Annotated in this window: 21 protein-coding genes and 4 tRNA genes; 21 read left to right on the top strand and 4 right to left on the bottom strand. The window is 33.2% G+C overall.

Going from position 1 to position 20764, the window contains the following annotated elements; all coding sequences use genetic code 11:
• Positions 1–3 precede the first annotated feature (3 nt).
• From ROY99_15215 to ROY99_15185, 7 genes are all read left to right on the top strand, one after another.
• Positions 4–2457, top strand: coding sequence for a penicillin acylase family protein (locus tag ROY99_15215; protein ID MDT3697728.1), 2454 nt, complete (start codon positions 4–6; stop codon positions 2455–2457).
• A gap of 110 nt (positions 2458–2567) precedes the next feature.
• Complete coding sequence (locus tag ROY99_15210) at positions 2568–3518, top strand: methylenetetrahydrofolate reductase (protein ID MDT3697727.1); 951 nt, start codon at positions 2568–2570, stop codon at positions 3516–3518.
• A gap of 4 nt (positions 3519–3522) precedes the next feature.
• Positions 3523–4524, top strand: a complete 1002-nt coding sequence (locus ROY99_15205; GenBank protein MDT3697726.1) for a Gfo/Idh/MocA family oxidoreductase — start codon at positions 3523–3525, stop codon at positions 4522–4524.
• Entirely contained in the window at positions 4503–5156 is a 654-nt protein-coding gene (locus ROY99_15200) for a class II aldolase/adducin family protein (GenBank protein ID MDT3697725.1), read from the top strand. The genes ROY99_15205 and ROY99_15200 overlap by 22 nt, the downstream gene beginning before the upstream one ends.
• Before the next feature lie 14 nt (positions 5157–5170).
• Positions 5171–6172: a D-alanine--D-alanine ligase gene (locus ROY99_15195; protein ID MDT3697724.1), complete on the top strand. Its 1002-nt coding sequence runs from the start codon at positions 5171–5173 to the stop codon at positions 6170–6172.
• Positions 6169–6465, top strand: coding sequence for a septum formation initiator family protein (locus ROY99_15190; protein ID MDT3697723.1), 297 nt, complete (start codon positions 6169–6171; stop codon positions 6463–6465). The genes ROY99_15195 and ROY99_15190 overlap by 4 nt, the downstream gene beginning before the upstream one ends.
• Before the next feature lie 38 nt (positions 6466–6503).
• Positions 6504–7799 carry a replication-associated recombination protein A gene (locus tag ROY99_15185; protein MDT3697722.1) on the top strand — a complete coding sequence of 432 codons (1296 nt, stop codon included), beginning with the start codon at positions 6504–6506 and terminating at the stop codon, positions 7797–7799.
• Positions 7800–7816: 17 nt separating this feature from the next.
• Here ROY99_15185 and dprA read toward each other — a convergent pair whose 3' ends face one another.
• The 3 genes from dprA to ROY99_15170 form a co-directional block, all read right to left on the bottom strand.
• Positions 7817–8938, bottom strand: a complete 1122-nt coding sequence (gene dprA, locus ROY99_15180; GenBank protein MDT3697721.1) for a DNA-processing protein DprA — start codon at positions 8936–8938, stop codon at positions 7817–7819.
• Positions 8939–8962: 24 nt separating this feature from the next.
• On the bottom strand, positions 8963–9250 hold the full coding sequence (locus ROY99_15175; GenBank protein ID MDT3697720.1) for a DUF3098 domain-containing protein: 288 nt from the start codon (positions 9248–9250) through the stop codon (positions 8963–8965).
• A gap of 149 nt (positions 9251–9399) precedes the next feature.
• Positions 9400–9648 carry a hypothetical protein gene (locus ROY99_15170; protein MDT3697719.1) on the bottom strand — a complete coding sequence of 83 codons (249 nt, stop codon included), beginning with the start codon at positions 9646–9648 and terminating at the stop codon, positions 9400–9402.
• Positions 9649–10066: 418 nt separating this feature from the next.
• Between ROY99_15170 and ROY99_15165 the strand changes: the two genes are divergently transcribed.
• The 6 genes from ROY99_15165 (at position 10067) to ROY99_15140 (ending at position 17783) form a co-directional block, all read left to right on the top strand.
• A complete protein-coding gene (locus ROY99_15165; protein MDT3697718.1) occupies positions 10067–11287 on the top strand; it encodes an aminotransferase class I/II-fold pyridoxal phosphate-dependent enzyme in 1221 nt (406 codons plus the stop codon).
• Positions 11288–11572: 285 nt separating this feature from the next.
• Entirely contained in the window at positions 11573–12823 is a 1251-nt protein-coding gene (locus tag ROY99_15160) for a pitrilysin family protein (GenBank protein ID MDT3697717.1), read from the top strand.
• Between the two features lie 25 nt (positions 12824–12848).
• The gene (locus ROY99_15155; protein MDT3697716.1) at positions 12849–14534 is read left to right on the top strand and encodes a molybdopterin-dependent oxidoreductase; all 1686 of its coding nucleotides are present in this window, start codon (positions 12849–12851) and stop codon (positions 14532–14534) included.
• Positions 14535–14555: 21 nt separating this feature from the next.
• Entirely contained in the window at positions 14556–15611 is a 1056-nt protein-coding gene (gene nuoH / locus ROY99_15150) for an NADH-quinone oxidoreductase subunit NuoH (protein ID MDT3697715.1), read from the top strand.
• A 52-nt stretch (positions 15612–15663) separates the two neighbouring features.
• Positions 15664–16173: an NADH-quinone oxidoreductase subunit NuoI gene (gene nuoI / locus ROY99_15145; GenBank protein ID MDT3697714.1), complete on the top strand. Its 510-nt coding sequence runs from the start codon at positions 15664–15666 to the stop codon at positions 16171–16173.
• A 71-nt stretch (positions 16174–16244) separates the two neighbouring features.
• Positions 16245–17783, top strand: a complete 1539-nt coding sequence (locus tag ROY99_15140; GenBank protein ID MDT3697713.1) for a YifB family Mg chelatase-like AAA ATPase — start codon at positions 16245–16247, stop codon at positions 17781–17783.
• 45 nt (positions 17784–17828) lie between these two features.
• On the opposite strand, the gene ROY99_15135 is transcribed toward ROY99_15140, so the two are convergent.
• Entirely contained in the window at positions 17829–18509 is a 681-nt protein-coding gene (locus ROY99_15135) for a hypothetical protein (protein MDT3697712.1), read from the bottom strand.
• 380 nt (positions 18510–18889) lie between these two features.
• On the opposite strand from ROY99_15135, the gene ROY99_15130 reads away from it, so the two are divergent.
• The 8 genes from ROY99_15130 to rplK all read left to right on the top strand — a co-directional run bounded on the left by ROY99_15130 (position 18890) and on the right by rplK (position 20746).
• Positions 18890–18973: transfer RNA gene (locus ROY99_15130), tRNA-Tyr, on the top strand.
• A 48-nt stretch (positions 18974–19021) separates the two neighbouring features.
• Positions 19022–19095 (top strand) — tRNA-Gly (locus tag ROY99_15125).
• Between the two features lie 57 nt (positions 19096–19152).
• A tRNA-Thr gene (locus tag ROY99_15120) sits at positions 19153–19225 on the top strand.
• A gap of 72 nt (positions 19226–19297) precedes the next feature.
• Entirely contained in the window at positions 19298–19462 is a 165-nt protein-coding gene (gene rpmG / locus ROY99_15115; GenBank protein MDT3697711.1) for a 50S ribosomal protein L33, read from the top strand.
• 5 nt (positions 19463–19467) lie between these two features.
• Positions 19468–19541, top strand: a tRNA-Trp gene (locus ROY99_15110).
• Positions 19542–19561: 20 nt separating this feature from the next.
• Positions 19562–19744: a preprotein translocase subunit SecE gene (gene secE / locus ROY99_15105; protein ID MDT3697710.1), complete on the top strand. Its 183-nt coding sequence runs from the start codon at positions 19562–19564 to the stop codon at positions 19742–19744.
• Between the two features lie 11 nt (positions 19745–19755).
• Positions 19756–20292 (top strand): transcription termination/antitermination protein NusG, encoded by a 537-nt coding sequence (nusG, locus tag ROY99_15100; GenBank protein ID MDT3697709.1) that lies wholly within the window; start codon positions 19756–19758, stop codon positions 20290–20292.
• Positions 20293–20320: 28 nt separating this feature from the next.
• Positions 20321–20746 carry a 50S ribosomal protein L11 gene (gene rplK / locus ROY99_15095; GenBank protein ID MDT3697708.1) on the top strand — a complete coding sequence of 142 codons (426 nt, stop codon included), beginning with the start codon at positions 20321–20323 and terminating at the stop codon, positions 20744–20746.
• Positions 20747–20764: the final 18 nt, after the last annotated feature.

Genomic DNA, 20764 nt, shown 5'->3' with positions numbered 1-20764 from the left:
TTTATGCGTAATTGGAAGAAAATATTAATCGGACTATCAGTTTCTTTTGTAATTATTTTCATTGTAGCTGGTGCAATATTTTACAATATGCTCTCATCGTCTCTTCCGGTTTATAATGGTAGAATTACTTCTTCAAAAATCATTTCTGATATAGAAATATACAGGGATAGTTTTGCTGTACCGTATATTTTTGCTGAAAAGGATAATGATGCTGCCTTTGCATTAGGTTATGTTCACGCACAAGAAAGATTTTTCACTATGGATTTCATTAGAAGAGCCGGTGAAGGCAGACTTAGTGAAATACTTGGCGAAGAAGCAGTGCCTTTTGATAATATGTTTAGAACTGTTGGAATAAAAAGAAATATTTTAAAAAATTATTCCAGAGTTGATCCTTCAGTTATCTCATTGCTTCAATCTTATTCAGATGGAGTTAATGCTTATATTGAAGAACAGAAAGGTAATTATTCAATTGAGTTTGATATTCTCGGTTATCAACCTGAAAAATGGAAACCTCTGCACAGTTTAATTATTATTAAAATGATGGCATGGGAATTAAATATCAGTTGGTGGACAGATATTACTTTTTCAGAATTGATTCAAAAACTCGGTGAAAAAGAAGCATTGGAAATATTACCTGACTATCCTGAAAACGCTCCGACTATTATTGCAGATAATTTTAAATATTTACCTGTAATAAATTCATCTCTTGTAGAAACCGATAAAGCATTCAGAAATTTTATTGGATGGACTGGGACACATATTGGTTCTAATAACTGGGTTGTTAATGCTAATAAATCAGTAACAGGAAAACCAATTATGGCTAACGATCCTCATCTTGCTTTTAGTGCGCCAGGTAAATGGTTTGCTGCTACTATCAATTCTAAGGAAGGATGGAAAACTTCTGGTGTTACTTTACCCGGAGTTCCGGGAGTTGTGATTGGCAAGGGAGAATGTATCTCCTGGGTAATTACTAATGTAATGAATGACGATTCGGATTTTTATGTTGAGAAACTTGATTCATCTGAGACTAAATATTTTGTAGATGGTATGTGGAAGGAACTTAAAATTATTAAGGACACAATTAAAGTTAAAAACAGTAAAGACCAGATTATTGAAATAAAAGAAACCCACCGCGGACCAATTATCTCAGATATTCATACGTTTAATTTTATTTATAATAAATCAGAATCAAAATCTCCGCCGATAAGTATGAAATGGTCGGGCAACGAATTTAGTGACGAGATGCTTGGTTTCTATAAAATCAACAAAGCAAAAAACTGGAATCAGTTCAAGGAAGGCGTGAGATATTTTGGGATACCGGGTCAAAATTTTGTTTATGCTGATACTTCAGGAAATATCGGATACATTATGGGTGCAAGAATTCCACTGCGAAAGAAAAACAATCCAACACTAGTATTTGACGGAACTAATACTGAGAACGATTGGGAAGGTTTTGTTCCGATAGAAGAGATTCCAGCTGTACTTAATCCAAAAGAAAACTTTATTGCCTCTGCAAATAATAAGGCATTAAGAAATTTTAAGTATCATATTTCCAATTTATGGGAACCTTCATCACGTATTGACAGAATACGTGAACTGTTAACTTCAAAGGAGAAGCACTCGGCAGAAGATTTTAAAAAATATCAGATGGATATTACATCCCCTTATGCTAAAGTGATAACATCCCATATAGTTAAAGCATTTGCAGAAATTAAAATCACTGATAATAATCTTAAAACTGCACTTGAATTATTGAATGAGTGGGATTTTAATTTAGATAAGCAAAGTCAAACCCCATCTATATACATCGTAACATTAAAATATTTATTGCATAATATTTATTATGATGAACTGGGTGATGATTTGTTTAATCGTTTTGTATTTCTGGCAAATGTGCCATTCAGAAGCTTACTGCAAGTATTAGATAATCAGGAATCATTAATCTTTAATAATATTAATACTGCTAAAACTGAAACTAAAAATGAGATTATTAGAAAAAGTCTTGTGGATGCATTAACATTTCTGGAAAAAGAATTTGGAAAAGATTTAACTGACTGGCAATGGGGCAGATTACATACAGTAACATTTAAGCATGCTTTTAGCGGTAACTTTAGTTTGTTGGATAAGTATATCAACATAGGTCCTTATGAGGTAGGAGGAGACGGCACAACAATTAACAACACAGAATATTCTTTTGCTGAAAGTATAGATAAATATTCTATGTTCAGACACAACGAATTTGATAATATACTCGGACCATCAGTTCGGTACATTTATGATTTTGCAAAAACTGATGAATACTTTCTGATCTTAACTACTGGTCAGTCTGGTAATGTAATGAGTGACAATTATCGTGATCAAACACCCTACTGGTTAAAAGGTAAATATATGCTGATTAAAACAGATGAATCCTCAATCAGGAAGAATAAAAACTTATTGCTTATAAAGCATCAATAAAGGCTGAGCAAAAAATCAGTATTATATTCTGAGAAAGCATTAGTTATAAGTATTATCAAATAGTAAAGTATTATTATATTAGTTTTGTTTAATAAATAAAATGAGTTTAAATGAAGGTTATCGAACATCTTAATAATGCAACAAATCCATTAATTAGTTTTGAATTGATTCCACCTAAAAGAGGTGGAGATATAAGAGGGTTATTATCGGTACTTGATGATATTACAAAATTTAATCCGCCGTTTATTGATATAACTTCGCACGCAGCAGAAGTATTTTATGAAGAAACTCCGACAGGTATTAAGAAAAAAGTAAAGAGGAAAAGACCAGGCACACTTGGTATTTGTGCACTGATACAAAATAAATACAACATAGATGCTGTTCCACATGTAATATCAAAAGGATTTACCAGAGAAGAAACGGAAGATTTTTTAATTGAACTTAATTACTTGCAGATTCAGAATGTACTCGCAATTAGAGGCGATGATTCGGGATACGAAAAACCAATTCCGGAAGGGAAAAGTAAAAACCCTTATGCAGTGGATCTGGTTAAACAAATAATTAATATGAATAATGGTAAATATCTTGAAGACAGTTTACTGGATGCCCGCCCTACTGATTTTTGTATTGGAGTAGGCGGTTATCCTGAAAAACATTTTGAGGCTCCGAATCTGAAGACTGATATAAAGTATGTTAAAGAAAAAGTTGATGCTGGTGCAGAGTATATTGTTACTCAGATGTTTTATGATAATAGACATTATTTTAATTATGTTGATCAGTGTAGAGAAATAGGAATTGATGTTCCGATAATTCCCGGACTTAAAGTATTGACTTCGAAAGCTCATTTAACCTCAGTTCCAAAAAACTTTTTTCTAAATATTCCTGATGAACTTTCTGATGAAATTATGGCAGCAAAACCGGAACAAGTTCTGGATATTGGTGTTGAGTGGGCTGCTAAACAGGTTGAAGAATTATTAAATGCAAATGTTAAAAGCATCCATTTTTATGTGATGCAAAATTCTAAACCAATTATCAAACTAATGGAACGGCTAAAACTATAATACAATGGTTGAACAATTATACAAAGGTAAAAAAGTCAAATGGGGAGTAGCCGGCTGCGGAAGATTTGCTGAAAACAGTTTTTTACCGGTTACAAAATTATTAAGGAAAAGCAGCGTCATATCACTTTACAGCAGAGATATAAAACGTTCTAAATCCTTATCTCAAAAGTTTGGTGTACAAAATTATTTTGATGACTACGATAAATTCCTTGATTCAGATATTAATGCAGTTTTCGTTTCTAGCTCAAATGCTCATCACTATGAACAAGTAATAAAGGCTGCACGGGCAGGTAAAAATATTTTATGTGAAAAACCTTTGGCTCTCTCTTCAGTTCAGGCTGAGGAAATGGTAAGAGTGTGTAAAGAAAATAATGTGTTGTTTTCTGTAAACTATATATACAGGTATCACCCTCTTATAAAAAAAGCGAAAGAATTATTACTTGATCAAAAACTTGGTAAACTGGTATCAATTGATATTAAGTTTAATATCGATTTTCCTCCTGATAATAATTTCAGATTTAAGAAAGAACTTAGCGGTGGAGGTGCATTACGAGATATCGGCACACACGTATTAGACTTGTTAATTTACTTCGGCGGTGATGTGGAAAGTATTGATGGTTATATGGAAAATTTAGTTTACAACAGTGAAATAGATGATTTTGCTATTGGAACAGTAAAGTTTAAAAAAAGCGGTTTCGGAATCTTTAATGTTTCTTACAATAACAAAAAAGCTTTCAACAGAATTGAAATATTATGTCATAAAGGAGCCATTGCAATAGATAATCTTATCGGAAAGAAAATGGCTGCACCAAAGCTTACTATACTTCTGGAAGATGAAACAAGGAAAAGTTTTCGTAAACGCGGAAACAAGATGATGTATGTTCTTAAATCAGTTCAAAAATCCTTTTTAAATAATGAAACTCCTTTTGTAACCGGTGAAGATGGTTTAACTAATCTTAAATTATTGGAAGAACTGGAAAGAAAATGTCTCCAAAGAAAAAGCTAGTAGAAATTTGTCATAAAGTTTACAGCAAAGGTTTTGTTGCAGCTTATGATGGAAATATCTCCTGCAGATTAGATGATAATAAGTTCTTAATAACCCGTTCAGGAATTTGCAAAGGTGATGTTACAGAAAAAGATATTGTTAAAATTGATTCAAATGGTAAGTTATTAGAAGGCAAATCAAAAATTTCTACTGAATACAAGATACATCTTAATGTTTATAAAATAAGAAATGATGTTAATGCAGTTGTTCATTGTCATCCGGTTTATGCAACTGCAATTAGTCTTTTAGGTAAAGGATTACTTGAACATTATCTTCCAGAAGTTATGCTGACTCTTGGTAAAATTCCCTTGTGTAAATTTGCTGCTCCATCAACTAGTGATGTTCCTGAAAGTATGAACCCCTATATAAATTTTTCATGGGCAATGCTTTTAGAAAATCATGGTGCTGTTACCTTAGGTAAAACTTTGGATGATGCTTATTATAAAATGGAAAAACTAGAACATTATTCTAAAATTCTTCTGTTGGCAAAATTATCGGGTACCCCAAGAAGACTTTCCAAGAAGAATATAAATGATATTCTTAGAATCTCTGAAAGTACCTATGGAATTAAAATTGATAAAAGAAATAATTAAAGTTGTTTTAATTTATGGATAAAAAAATAAAAGTATTATTACTGCTCGGCGGCACATCACCCGAAAGAGAAGTTTCCAAATCCACTGGTAAATCAATTTATAATGCGTTGATAAATCTTAATTATGAAGTTGTTTTACTTGACCCAGCTTACGGAATAAATCAGCCGTTTGATGTTGAAGATTATTTTAGTGAAGAAGATTTTACAGAAATCTCAAATGAAAATTATCTGGATGCAATAAATCTGATTTCACCATCTGAAATAAATGTTGCTTTTCTTGCATTGCATGGCAAATATGGAGAAGATGGGACAATACAATCATTACTCGAATTGAAAGGTATTAAATATACTGGCTCAAAAGTTTTGTCAAGTGCTCTTGCAATGGATAAAATAATGTCAAAAATTTTATTTGAGGAATACAAAGTACCAACACCCGAATATTTTCACTTCAAAAAAGATGAGTTTACAACTAACGAAGTAAACGATAAAATTAAAAAAGCTTTTGCTTATCCTGCAGTTGTTAAACCAAATGATCAAGGATCAACTGTTGGATTAACAATTTGTAAATCAAATGAACTGCTTCATGAAGCAATTCGCCTTGCATTTGAGTATTCAGACAGAATACTTGTAGAAAAATATATTCCTGGAAGAGAACTAACTGTGGCTGTGCTGGATGATAAAGCTCTGCCGGTTCTAGAAATAAAACCTAAACATGGTATTTATGATTATGAGTGTAAATACACATCTGGTATGAGTGAGTATATTGTACCAGCAGAAATCCCTGATGATGTAAGTAATAAGATGAAAGAAATAGCTGTGCTTGCCTGTAAATCATTAAGGTGCGAAGTATATGCAAGAGTTGATTTTCGTTTGAGTCCGGATAACAAAATTTATGCTCTTGAAGTAAATACACTACCCGGAATGACATCATTAAGTCTGGTTCCTAAAATGGCAAAAGCTGTTGATATTTCATTTGAGCAGCTTGTTGATAAGATTATTTCATTAAGCTTGAGATGAGATTAATAGAAAACAAAAAAATCAAATTCTATATTATAGTAACTGTAGTGGTGCTGGGAACTTTATATCTGCTTTTTAACAGTTATGGTGTAATAAAGTACATAAAAGTTAAAACTGAACTTGATGATTTAAATATTAGAATAGCTCAGCTGGAAGAAGAAAATAAAAAGTTGGAAGCAGAGATTGATTCATTAAAAAGAAATATACCAGCAAAAATTGAAAAAATTGCAAGAGAAAAATATGATATGATTAGACCGAAAGAGAAAAAAATATCATTTAAAGTTGAAGAATGAACCGGTAAAAGGATTAAGTCTCGATTAATAATATTTAAATGAATGATAAATTAAAAATTCCTACTACCCCGCTTGCTGAAAGAATAAGACCGAAAACCATCGATGATTTTTACGGACAGAAACATTTACTTGGTGAAGGCAAGCCAATCAGATTAATGATCGAGAATGATACTCCGTCATCATTTATTCTATGGGGACCGCCCGGTACTGGTAAAACAACAATTGCGCGAATAATTGCAAATCAAACCCAAGCAGAATTTTTTCAAATTAATGCCGTATCAAGCGGTGTGCGGGATATTCGTTCTGTTATTGAAATTGGGATACAAAACAGAAACCTAGCTAAACGAACAATATTATTCATAGATGAAATTCACAGATTTAATAAAGCACAACAGGATGCACTGCTTCATTCAATAGAATCTGGTGTGCTTATATTGATTGGCGCTACAACTGAAAATCCATCATTTGAAGTTATCCCTGCACTTCGCTCACGCACAAGAGTTTTTGTTTTAGAAGAATTATCTAAAGAAGATTTGCTTGATATATTAAAATCCGCACTTTTAAAGGATGAACTTCTAAAACAACTTAATATTAAATCTATTGATGAAGATTATCTGATTTATCTCTCTGGTGGTGATGCAAGAGTAATGTTAACAATTTTAGAAGCTGCTGTTGTTCAGGAGATAAATAGTCAAGCGATAGTCCTTAAAAAAGAAATCTTCGAGAATATTGTTCAAAGAAAAAATATCCTATATGATAAAGCCGGCGAAGAACACTACAATGTTATTTCAGCTTTTATAAAAAGTATCCGCGGCAGTGATCCGGATGCAGCTTTATACTGGCTTGCCCGAATGATAGAAGGAGGTGAAGATCCTCTGTTTATTGCGCGGCGATTGATAGTTCTAGCATCTGAAGATATTGGAAATGCATCTCCCAATGCACTGGTTCTTGCTGAGGCAGCATTTAGTGCAGTTGAAAAAATCGGTATGCCAGAAGGAAGAATAATTCTATCTCAATGCGTTACCTATCTGGCTGCTCAGCCCAAAAGTAACGCATCTTATGTGGGGATTGAAAGTGCTTTGCAAGAGGTCAGAAAAAATCCTTTAGCTGCAGTTCCAAAACACTTGCGTAACGCACCGACTAAGCTTATGAAGGATATTGGATATGGGAAAGAATATAAATACGCACACGATTTTGAGAATCATTTTATCGAAGAAAATTATCTTCCCAATGAAATAAAAAACAAGCAATTTTATTTCCCAACAGAAAATGGCCAGGAAAAGAAGTTAAAAGATTGGTTAAAATTTTTGTGGAAAACAAAGAAGAAATATTAAACAAATCTAATCTGTATTTACATCAACATAAACATTTTACCGGGCAATTGTTTAACTAATCCCTTAAACTCCAGAGAAAGTAAATTAACTAAACAATCAGAAGTGGTTAGATCAGTATTTTCTGCAATCTTATCTATATGTAGTGGTTCATTGATAAGACTGTTTAAAATCTTTTCCTCAAAGATTGTAAGATCTTTTTGATGTTTAGGAATATTTTTTCCAACTTCAGGTTTAAGCTTCAATTCTAATCCGGTTAATATGTCTTCAGCATTTTTAATTAACTGAGCTTCACCCCGCTGAATCAGCATATTTGTTCCTTCGGATTGCTTAATACCAAGATTTCCTGGAACAGCAAATACTTCACGATTTTGATCCAATGCAAGTCTGGCAGTTTGCATTGCACCGCCGGTAATTGCTGTTTCTATTACTAATGTACCCAAAGCTAATCCGGAAATAATTCTGTTACGTCTGGGAAAATTTTCTGCATTTGGAATTGTTCCGGGTGGAAACTCAGAGATAATAACTCCGCGTTCCTTTATTTCATTAAATAGTTTTTTGTTTTCAGAAGGATAAATAATATCTAATCCGGATCCGATAACAGCAATCGTTCTTCCATTGTTTTTTATTGCGGAAGAATGAGCAGCAGAATCAATTCCTCTAGCTAATCCGCTAATAATCGTTATGTTTTGCCGAACCAAATCTGCAACAATTTTCTCAGTCTGAATTTTTCCATAGGTGGTTGGCTGTCTTGTTCCAACAACCGCAACTGAGTATTTATCCATCTCATCAAAATTCCCCATTAGATATAAAATTATCGGTGGGTCATAAATCTTTTTTAACAGTTGTGGAAACTCATTATCCCAGACAGTAATTACTCGACCACCAATCTTGTCAAGAAATTTCAGTTCTTTTTCTAATTGTTTTCTTGTTGAATCTTTGTTTAATGAAGACTTTCTGATCCTTGAAGCCAGCTCTTTACTTATACCATCAGTTTCCATCAGATCAGAAATATTTGCTTCAAGAATGTTGGAAATGTGTTTGAATTTAGCCAGAAGGTTTCTCACCTTTGCTGGTCCAATTCTATCAACGGAAATTAAAACGTATAAATCCGTTAGTTGATCGAAACTTAATTTTCCCAAATCAAATATTTTTGAGTTATTAAATTATTTTTCTGTTTCAACAATATCAGTGTTGATTGCCTCGGTCTTTTTTCGATAAAGAATCGAAGCCGGAATAACAACCACAAAGCCAAGAAATAGAAGTATTGGAGATACAACTAATGAAGATGTGCTGTCCCAGGTTCCCTGACTCATAAAATAAAAACCTAAAACGATTAATAATAATCCTAGACCAAAAAGCAGATAGTTGGTTCTTTCCCAATAAATATTAAATGGTGAAGGTAATGACTTTGCAGTTGTCTTAGCACTCTTCTTTTTAATTTTTTTAGCCATAATGCATCCTTATTTTAAAATAAAAACCCGGTGAGGGGGATTCACCGGGCCCGACTCATTTCCATCAAAGGGCAGGGGAGAACCCTTTGAAAGAGTCGAATTAAAAATAAATTCATAAATGTTAATTGTCAAGTATTATATGTCATTAATTATTTACTGATTTGATATACAATTTTTCTTATAGTATCAAATTGTAAATATGGATATTCAGCACGGATAGCATCAATTGCATCTCCGGCACTCAATTTACTGGATCTAAGATGTTTAAATTTTTTCCTTATTTGATAATCTCTGACAGCTTTCTCATCAATTAAACCGTGAGAATCAAGAAGATCAAATATATCATCGCTGATAAGCTCAGATAACGGATTTTCGATTTTTACTTTTATTTCTCTCATCACATGTTTCTCCTAATAAATTAGTGGATGCGTTTACCTAAAGTTTTCGTATCAATTTATCTATTAGTCAAATCTCCATTATTTGTTTATTATATAACAAAAAACCGACCAGAGAAATTCCCTAAATCGGTGTACTTTGCTACTCTGGTTAATTTTCTTAAAAATAATATTTTAGACGAACGAAAATTAATAATGTAGCAAATCTTCTAAAATTTTTCCTTTTTTAAATTACTACTGTAAATATTGATAGAAATATCAATAATGTCAAGTTATATGCGGGTATTTTTAACAGCTAAATTTATAGCATCTGATTGATGAGGTTATGAAGGAACGATAAAAAATACTAACTCTGCTAATCACTCAAATTTTCTTTAACTTTGTTTGCAAAATTTGATTTACTTTTTAAGGAGTCTAAAAAATGATAAATAAAATAGTTCCTGCAGTAAGGACAGAAAATATAACCTATGCAGTGAGAGATATTGTTGTTCTTGCCAATCAGGTTGCAAAAACTGGAAAAGAAATGTTATATCTAAATATCGGTGATCCGAATATTTACGATTTTGCCCCGCCTAAATATCTTGTTGATGCAACTTATGAAGCAATGTTAAAAAACCTGAATGGTTATGCTCCTTCATCAGGAATAAAAGAAGCAGTAGTTGCAATCGAAAAGGAAGCAGACCGGAAGGGCATTACAAATGTTCACGATATTTTTGTAACAACCGGTGCAAGTGAAGCAATTGATATTTGCTTGACTGCTTTGGTTAATGATGGTGAAAATGTTCTTACACCAACTCCGGGTTATCCACTTTACACTGCAATTGCAAGCAAATTACAGATGATAGAGAATCCCTACTATCTTGATGAATCAAATGGCTGGCTGCCTGATATTGATGATATTAAATCAAAGATCAATGATAAAACTAGAGCTATCATTCTGATTAATCCCAATAATCCAACTGGTTCAATTTATACAGAAGAAAACCTGCGACAGATTATTGATCTGGCACTTAAACACAACTTAGTAATCTTTGCTGATGAAATTTATGATAAACTTTTATTTGATGGAAAGAAACAAATTTCAATCGGCGCATTAAATAAGGATGTATCTTGTATTACTTTTGGCGGATTGTCGAAAAATTATATGGTTCCTGGTTTTAGAATAGGCTGGGGAATTGTTAGCGGAAGAAAAGAAGTTCTTGCTGATTATATTGAAGCAATTAATAAAATCCTGCGTGCCAGATTATCTGCAAATCATCCTGAACAATATGGAATTAAACCTTGTCTTGAAGGAAATCAAGATCATCTTTTTGATGCAATGAAAAAATTATCCAGCAGAAGAGATTTAACTGTTGAAATGTTAAATGCAATTCCAGGAATTTCTTGTGTTAAACCAGAAGGTGCGTTTTATGCTTTCCCAAAATTAGAGATGAAGCAACCTGATAATCATTTTGTTGCAGAGCTAATAAAAGAAACCGGAGTTGTTGTTGTTCCCGGCAGCGGTTTTGGACAGGTACCGGGCACAAAACATTTTCGTGTAGTATTTTTACCTAATGAACAGATTCTTGAAAAAGCATACAAAGCAATTGGAAGTTTCTTTGTTAAGTATCAGGAAAAATATCCTGATTTAGTTGAAGCTTAAGATTCTTTTTTTATTAGCGAAGTCGAAAATGAAATCAATAGAAATATTTTTTTCCGGCTTCGCTAGTATAATTTTATTTTTGCATATACAGTTTTCTGAAATATCATTCAAGAATTAAAAAGTGGAAAATGTTATTCTTTCTTTCAGATGCTGTTATTTCAGGATGATCAAATCAAAAATATTTCAGATGACCTGAATATTTATTTCTCTATTTTCTTTTCTTGATTGCCTAATCGTCTTTGTCTATATTTGAACCCTAATAATTCATCATTAGTAGAAGAAATTGTGGATAATTGTAAAGTAACGACACTTTCAAACGGTGTAAAAGTTGTGTCAGAATTTATTCCCCATCTAAAATCTTTTTCGTTGGGATTTTGGTTTAATATTGGTGCTCGAGATGAAAATCGCCACAATAATGGTATCTCACATTTTGTTGAGCATATGCTATTTAAAGGAACAAAAACCAGAACTGCAAAACAAATCTCAGATACAATTGAATCATACGGCGGCTATCTGAATGCGTTTACTTCAAAAGAACATACATGTTATTATGGCAGAGGACTTTCTGAAAATTTTAAAAAAACTTTTGTTGTTCTTGCAGATATGATTCAGAATCCATTATTCAAAGACTCACATATCAAAAAAGAATCTGGTGTTGTAATAGATGAGTTAAAAGATATTGATGATAATCCTGAAGAATTAATTTTTGATAAATTCGAGGAAGCGATTTTTAATGGTCATAGTTTAAGTTATCCGATAATTGGTACAGAAAAAAATCTGTTATTATTTAATGCACAAAGTCTTCATCAGTTTCATAAAACAAATTATTGCTCCGATAATCTTATGATTGCTGTATCGGGTGCAATAGAACACGAAGAAGCAGTTAGACTTGCTGATAAGTATTTTACAAATAAAAAAAATTCATCAAACCCCAAAAGAAAAAGTATCTTTAAACATTCTGTTTGTGATGTTTTAATCGAAAAAGAAATTCAACAGGTACATTCAATCATCGGAAGAAAAACTTATGGATTTAATGATTCGCGAAGACATAAATTAAAAGTTCTTTCTACTTTACTTGGTGATGGAAGTTCATCAAGATTATTTCAGGCGGTAAGAGAAAAGCTTGGTATGACTTATCAAATAAATACTTTTTTAAATTCATATCAGGATGTGTCATCATTTGGAGTTTACTTTTCTACAAACGATAAACAAGCCGGCAAAGTAAGTGAAATTGTATATCGGGAATTTAAAAAACTGAGAAATGAAGAAGTAAAATTGAAAGAACTTAACAGGGTAAAAGAATATATTAAAGGCAATACTTTAATGAGTCTTGAAAATACAACCAACAGAATGATAAGATTGGCAAATTCAATCAATCATTATGGAAAAGTTGTTCCGGTTGAGTATATATTAAATAAAATCGATTCGGTAAGTTTACACGATATTCAAAAACTTTCTGTAGAAGTTCTTGATGAATCAACATTAAGTAAGATAGTTATTTGTTCAAAAAATAATTCATTAAAAAACGCAGCTTAGTAGTAAGTATAAAACAGAGTTAATTATGCCTAAAATTAAAATAGATGGAAAAGAAATAGAATTTAAACAAGGTCAAACAATAATTGAGGCAGCAAAAGATTACGGAATTGAAATTGCCCACTTCTGCTGGCATCCAAAACTTTCTGTATCAGGCAATTGCAGAATGTGTCTTGTTGAAGTTGAAAAAATGCCTAAACTTGTAATAGCCTGCGCAACAACCGCTGCCGATGGAATGGTTGTCAGAACTCAATCTGATAAATCTCTTGCAGCCCGAAATGCTGTTATGGAGTTCTTTCTTATCAATCATCCGCTTGATTGCCCAATTTGTGATGAAGCAGGAGAATGCAAATTGCAGGACTATACCTATAAACATAGTGTTGGTGAAAGCAGATTTGTAGAAGAGAAAGTAAAAAAAGGTAAAAGAATTCAGATCGGACCTTATGTAATGTTTGATGCTGATAGATGTATTATGTGTTCGAGATGTATTAGATTTTGTGATGAGATAGCAAAAGACCCTGAGCTGACATTTACAAAAAGAGGTGATAGGGTTTTCCTTACAACTTATCCCGGCGAAAAACTAGATAATTTATATTCAATGAATGTTGTAGATATTTGTCCGGTTGGTGCATTAACAAACAGTGATTTTAGATTTAAATCACGAGTATGGGAAATGTCCCTCACAAACTCGGTTTGTACCGGCTGTGCTCGTGGATGCAACATTGAACTATGGGTAAGAAACAATGAAGTGTTGAGGCTGGTACCAAAATATAATGAAGATGTAAACAGCTATTGGATGTGTGATCACGGCAGAGTTAATACTTTTAAATTTGTAAATGCTGAAAGCAGAGTTGATGGACCCCATATAAGAGTTGAAGGAAATTTGATTAGAGTTGGATGGGATGAAGCTTTTGCAGAAGCAGCATCCAGATTAAAAGGATTTGGTAAAGATGAGATCGCAGTACTTGGTTCTGCTTTTACTACTGTTGAAGATAATTATATTGCAGCCAAGTTTGCTAAATCGGTTTTAGGAACCGGAAATTTAGATTTTGTAAGGCATGTAGATCCAACATTTGGTGATGATATTTTAAGAAGAAATGATATTACTCCTAATTCTTTTGGTGCTGAATTAGCAGGCATTAAGCCTTCTAAAAACGGAAATGATTTTAATGGAATTATTAAAGCCATTAAAGAAGGAAAAATAAAAGCTCTTTATATTCTTGAAGATGATTTAATTGCTGCAAATCCTGAATTAGAAAATATATTTGCAAAACTTGATTTACTAATTGTACATGCTACCAATTTTAATAAAACAACAGTGCTTGCAGATATTGTCTTTCCTGCTTCAACTTATGCGGAAAAGAACGGTACGTTTGTTAATTTTAGTGGAAGAGTTCAGAGAATCCGCCCAGCTGTTGCTACATTAGATGTTGATCGGGCGTTAGAAGGAATGTCGATGAGTCGTTGGGATAAATTCGGTACTAAATTCGACCGTTGGGCACAAGGTAAACATTTTGATGCAAGGTCCAGCTGGAAAATTATAGTTGGGCTTGCTTCTGCAATGGGGCACAAAATGAAATATGGCATGGCTGAAGAAGTATTTCTTGACCTTGCCGCCAATGATCAAGTGTTTAATAGATTAGATTATGATATACTTGGAGAACTCGGTGTACAATTAAATAATGTAAACTCAAAATCTTCTGACAAAAATTAGGTTATAAGGAATTAAAAACTAATGGAAGCACTCGGAAATTTTCTATGGTCGATAATTAGCTTTTACAATTTTTTGTTAATTAGAATTGTAATAATACTTGTCTTGATGCTTTTAACTGCTGCTTATCTTGTTTATTTCGAAAGAAAAATAAGCGCATGGATACAGGATAGATTAGGTCCTAACCGTGTAGGCTGGAAAGGCTCTTTACAATCTTTTGCGGATGTATTTAAGCTTTTACTTAAAGAAGATATCGTTCCTGATAACGCAAATAAAATGATACATACGCTTGCACCAATGCTTGCATTGTTTGTAGCATTTACAACTTATGCTGTTATACCAATTGGACCTGGAATCAATATTGCAGGATATGAAATTCCATTGGTTATTGCAGATGTTAATATTGGAATCTTATATATACTTGCTCTTACCTCACTTGGCGTTTATGCAATAACTTTTGCCGGCTGGTCATCAGGAAGTAAATATTCTTTACTTGGTGGTATTCGTTCTTCTGCTCAGATGATTTCTTATGAAATTTCAATGGGGTTTTCAATTGGCGGAGTTGTTCTTTTATCTGAATCATTAAGACCAATAGCTATCGTGGAATCTCAATCAGGATGGATGTGGAATGCTTTTGTTCAACCAATCGGATTTATAACATTTCTTGTTTCTGCTTTTGCTGAAACAAACCGCTTACCATTTGACTTACCTGAAGCAGAACCTGAACTTGTAGGCGGATATCATACTGAATACAGCAGTATGAAGTTTGCAGCATTCTTTCTTGCAGAGTACGCAAATATGTTAATTGCAAGCACACTAATAGTAACTCTTTATTTAGGAGGTTGGCAAATTCCGTATATCGAAACATTAGGATTGTCTTCAGGGCTGGTTGTAGCTCTTCAGATAGCGGCTTTCCTCTTAAAAGTTGCTTTGCTTTTATTTTTCTTTATTTGGGTAAGATGGACTATCCCAAGATTCAGGTACGATCAATTAATGAGTTTAGGCTGGAAAGTTATGTTCCCGCTTTCATTGATAAATATTGTTTGGGTTGCACTTTTAATAATGATATTTAAGATGTAGTTTTTATATTGTTCATAAGTTAGTAATTAAAGAAATCTATAATGGAGTTTTGATGTCAGAAAAAAATATTCCTGCTAAGAAAAGAATCAAAGACTTAACCTTATTGGAAAAAGTATATGTTCCGGAAATTTTTAAAGGATTAGCTCTTACAATAAAAACAATGTTCAGACCAAAATTTACTATGGAATATCCTGAAGAAAAATTTGTTCCCCCGGCATCATATCGCGGCAGACCGATCCTGGTAATGGAAAATAATGGAGAAGAAAGATGTGTAGCCTGTGGTTTGTGTGCAAGAGTATGTCCTCCGTTAGCTATTGAAGTACAAGCTTCCGAAACTGAAAATGAAAAAGAAAGATATCCGGTTCGGTTTGAGATTAATATGTTACGATGTATCTTTTGCGGCTTTTGCGAAGAAGTATGCCCTGAAGAAGCTATTATAATGAGCATGGATTATGAACTAGCATTTACAAACAGAGAAGATGCTATATATGGAAAGGATAAACTGCTGATTCCAGTTAATCAGTTAAATAATAAGATAGGCTTTCTCAGAGATTATAGATAGTAAATTAAAATATGGGGTAGATTGAATGTTGCCTCGCATAACAGAAAATCAATAAATAATCTGGATGTAAGATGTTATCAAAAACATTAACCAGTGCAACTTATGGAATAGAGGCATACCTTGTTGAAGTTGAAACTCATGTTGAAAAACAAATACCAGGTTTTATAATTGTTGGCTTGCCTGATAATGCAGTGCGTGAAAGTCGTGAAAGAGTAATAGCTGCAATAAAAAATTCAAACATAAAATTTCCCACTAAAAAAATTACAATAAATCTTGCCCCCGCAGATATTAAAAAAGAGGGCAGCTCATTTGATCTTTCAATTGCAATCGGAATTCTTGCTGCTGAAGAATTAGTCTCAGATAAATTTCTTTCAGATTCTATTTTTCTTGGAGAGCTTTCTCTTGACGGCACTTTACGTCACATTAAAGGTGCCCTTCCCATTGCTGTTGAAGCAAGAAAAAAAGGTATAAAACGAATTGTTTTACCGAAAGAATCTGCCAGTGAAGCAGCGATTGTTGATGAGATTGATGTATTTGGATTTGAAAATTTAAATGAAGTAATTTCATTTTTGAATGAAGAAATTCAACCTAAAAAAACACTTACTGATAAAGATGAGTTATTTTCGGCAATTAATAATTATCATCTGGATTTTTCAGATGTTAAAGGACAGGAGAATGTAAAGCGAGCACTTGAAGTTGCCGCAGCCGGCGCACACAATATTCTTATGATTGGTCCACCGGGTTCAGGTAAAACGATGCTTGCTAAACGATTGCCATCCATACTTCCACCATTAACTTTTAATGAAGCTTTGGAAACTACCAAAATTCATTCTATTGCAGGTATCTTACCAAAGAATAAAGCTATTATAACAGAGAGACCTTTTAGAAGTCCACATCACACTGTTAGTGATGCTGCTTTAGTTGGAGGCGGCTCTTTTCCTAAGCCGGGTGAAGTTTCTTTTGCACATTTTGGAGTTTTATTTTTAGATGAGCTGCCTGAATTCAAAAAAAATGTTCTTGAAGTTTTACGTCAGCCTTTAGAAGATGCGAAAGTAACCGTTAGTCGTTCAAAATTGTCATTAGAGTTTCCGGCAAACTTTATGCTTGCTGCCGCAATGAATCCTTGCCCTTGCGGTTTTTACACAGATCCTAATAAGGAGTGTACTTGCGCACCTCCACAGATTCAAAGATATATGGCAAAAATTTCAGGTCCGTTATTAGATAGAATTGATATTCACATAGAAGTGCCCGCAGTAAAGTATAAAGAACTTTCTTCTAAAATGATTGGAGAAAAGTCAGAAGAAATCAGAAAAAGAGTTATAACTGCAAGGCAAATTCAGTTGAATAGGTTTAATGATCTTAAGCATATTTTTAACAATGGTGATATGGGATCAAAAGAAGTAAGAACATTCTGTAAATTAAATGAACCGGGTGAAGAGTTATTAAAAACTGCTATGACAAAATTAGGACTTTCTGCAAGGGCTTATGATAGAATACTAAAAGTTAGCAGAACAATAGCTGACCTGGAAAACTCGCAGGATATTTTGCCTCAACATATCAGTGAGGCAATTCAATATAGAAGTCTTGATAGAGAATTGTGGAAACATTAAAAAGCCGGAGCTAAGTCCGGCTTTGAATTTATAAGCGTGATTGTTTTAGTTCGCTAAATCTGCATTGTCAAAATAAGTTTGATATCCATATAATTTAAGGTCAACAGCTCCTTTACCATATCCTGGAATTGAGAAAGATTGTGATACAGGTTTATGTAAGAATATTAAGTGTGTTCCTACTCTTGTTTCTATCTCTGCAAAAACATATTTAAAATTTGATGCGCGGACTCCAGAATACTCAACTTTCAAATTCTCTCCATCTGTTCCCCAAATATGGGTAATTTCTTTCATCATAGTATTATTTGAGAAAGGTGAAGCAATATCATTTCTAGAACCAAAACCATAAACACTTACATCAAGTACCTCTGAAGCATTTAAACCAGAGATGATAAATGAACCATCATTAAATTTATCTATAAAGAACATACTTGTTGGTTTATCGTTTATATAACTAACGATTACATAAAAATGCAAATATTTGGGAGAGACAGGTGGTAAGTATAACTCTATTGCATTATCATCTAAACTGAGTCTTGAATACTTAACTCCTTCGATTTTATTAAAATTAAACAGATATGGATAAGGATGTGAAGATGGAGAAAATAAATTGTCATTACCATTTTTCTCTAAAACCGGGTTGGTTGGTAATGAGTTGTCCATTACATCTGTACATGAAGTTAATCCGAAAAGGAAAAGAACCGAGAGAACCAATAATAAGTTTTTCATAATGAGCCCCTATTTATATTGTTGTTGATTATTTTGATTTTGTTACCAGTTGGCTTTTACACGACAAATAGTGTACCGTTTATGTCAGCTTAAAATTGACTAAAAAAAATGAATAATAAATAAGTAGAAAATCTATGTGGTTAGATTTTACTTGAAAAATTTATCATCATGTAAAAATTACCTGTTTAAAATTTTATGTCAGTCATACATACGCTGGTTTATTAACGTTGACTATCTGATGCTAGCAACATAAGAGATACACTACATAATCTATTCTTGCTTTAGATTGTGGAACTTAAATTATTCAAGTAAAAAAATTTGCATATTTAATGGAAGAAAAATATATTTGTTGCTCGTTTTTAATTTGCATTATTGTGTTTGGGCGGACGCCGGAGTTGGAGAGCCGGGGCGGACTGTAAATCCGTTGGCAAGCGCCTTTGGGGGTTCGAATCCCTCGCCGCCCACTGCAAAAAAAGATGTGTTATACAAAGATATTTTTTCCATGAAAATGTGCGGGAGTAACTCAGTTGGCTAGAGTCACAGCCTTCCAAGCTGTTGGTCGCGGGTTCGAGTCCCGTCTCCCGCTCAGTTGATTCTGGTTAATTTTGATAATTTATAAAAATTTTGATTTTAACTTTTCTCTGCTGACGTAGCTCAGTTGGTAGAGCACATCCTTGGTAAGGATGAGGTCACCGGTTCAATCCCGGTCGTCAGCTCAAAAGTACAGTAAGATCACCATACTTGGCTGGTGTCAGATCATTTTTAGGTTGAATAGTTAAGGAAGTAAAATGGCTAAAAGTAACATAAGACAAATTATTATTTTAGAAAGCACTGCCGGAACAGGCTACAGATATTCTACAACAAAAAACAAACGTACTCATCCAGCACGTGTTGAATATAAAAAATATGATCCAGTAGTAAGGAAGCATGTAATTTTTAAAGAAACTAAATGATGAATACGTCAGTAGCTCAATTGGCTAGAGCAGCGGTCTCCAAAACCGCAGGTTGGGGGTTCGAGTCCCTCCTGACGTGCAGATTTTGAAAGGCTTTTTATGAAAGAAAAAATTATAAACTTTTTCCAGGATGTTATTAAGGAGATGAAAAAAGTTACCTGGCCTACCAAAGCCGAGCTAATAGAATCTACAAAAATTGTGATAGTTGTTTGCATTGTTTTAGCGCTTTTTACTTATGTCATTGATATAATAATTAACCAAGTATTTAAAGGTATTTTTTAGGTTAAGATTTAATGGAAACTAGATGGTATGTAGTTAGAACTTTTTCCGGTCACGAAAATAAAGTTAAAACTCTTTTGGATAATGGTATCAGTGAGAATGAAAATCTGAAAGAAAAAATACACGAAGTATTAGTGCCGATGGAAAAAGTTTTTGAGGTCAAAGATGGAAAAAAGAGAAGTAAAACAAAAAATTTCTTCCCGGGTTACATTTTAATTAATGCTTTGCTTGATAATCAGGTTAAGGATTTTATTCTATCAACTCAATCTGTAATGGGCTTTCTAGGCTCTGGCAACAATCCAAATCCTTTACAACCCGAAGAAGTAAGACGAATTGTGGGAAGAATAACGCAGGATAGCTCAACTGAGAGAATGGAAACAATTTTTAGAAATGGTGATATAGTTAAGATAATAGATGGTCCATTCAATAATTTTTCAGGCACTATTGAGGAAGTGAACGAAGAAAAGATGAAAATTAAAGTAATGGTTTCAATTTTTGGTAGAAAAACTCCACTTGAAATCGATTTTGTACAAGCTGAATTAGAAAAATAACAGTTATTTATTATATCAGGTTAACATAATGGCAAAAAAAATAGATTCTTATATAAAATTACAAATTCCTGCAGGAAAAGCTAATCCATCACCGCCAGTTGGACCAGCACTTGGTCAAAAAGGTGTTAATATTATGGAGTTCTGCAAGCAATTTAATGCAAGAACGCAGGATAAAGATGGTCTTATTATTCCAGTTATTATAACAGTTTACACTGACAAATCTTTTACTTTTATTACGAAAACACCTCCTGCCTCAGTTCTTCTAAAAAGAGCTGCGAAACTTGAGAAAGGTTCGCCTGAATCTCATAGAACTAAAGTTGGAAAAGTTTCCAAAACACAAGTTAAGGAAATAGCTGAAGTAAAAATGCCTGATCTTAATGCTTTCGATATCGATCATGCTATGAGTATGATTGCCGGAACAGCAAGAAGTATGGGCATTTCTGTAGATGAATAAACTCATTTATTGAATAGA

Source organism: Ignavibacterium sp. (genome assembly GCA_032027145.1).
GTDB lineage: Bacteria > Bacteroidota > Ignavibacteria > Ignavibacteriales > Ignavibacteriaceae > IGN3.
Note: the sequence above shows the minus strand (reverse complement) of the source record. Positions and strands in the feature narration are given on the sequence as shown.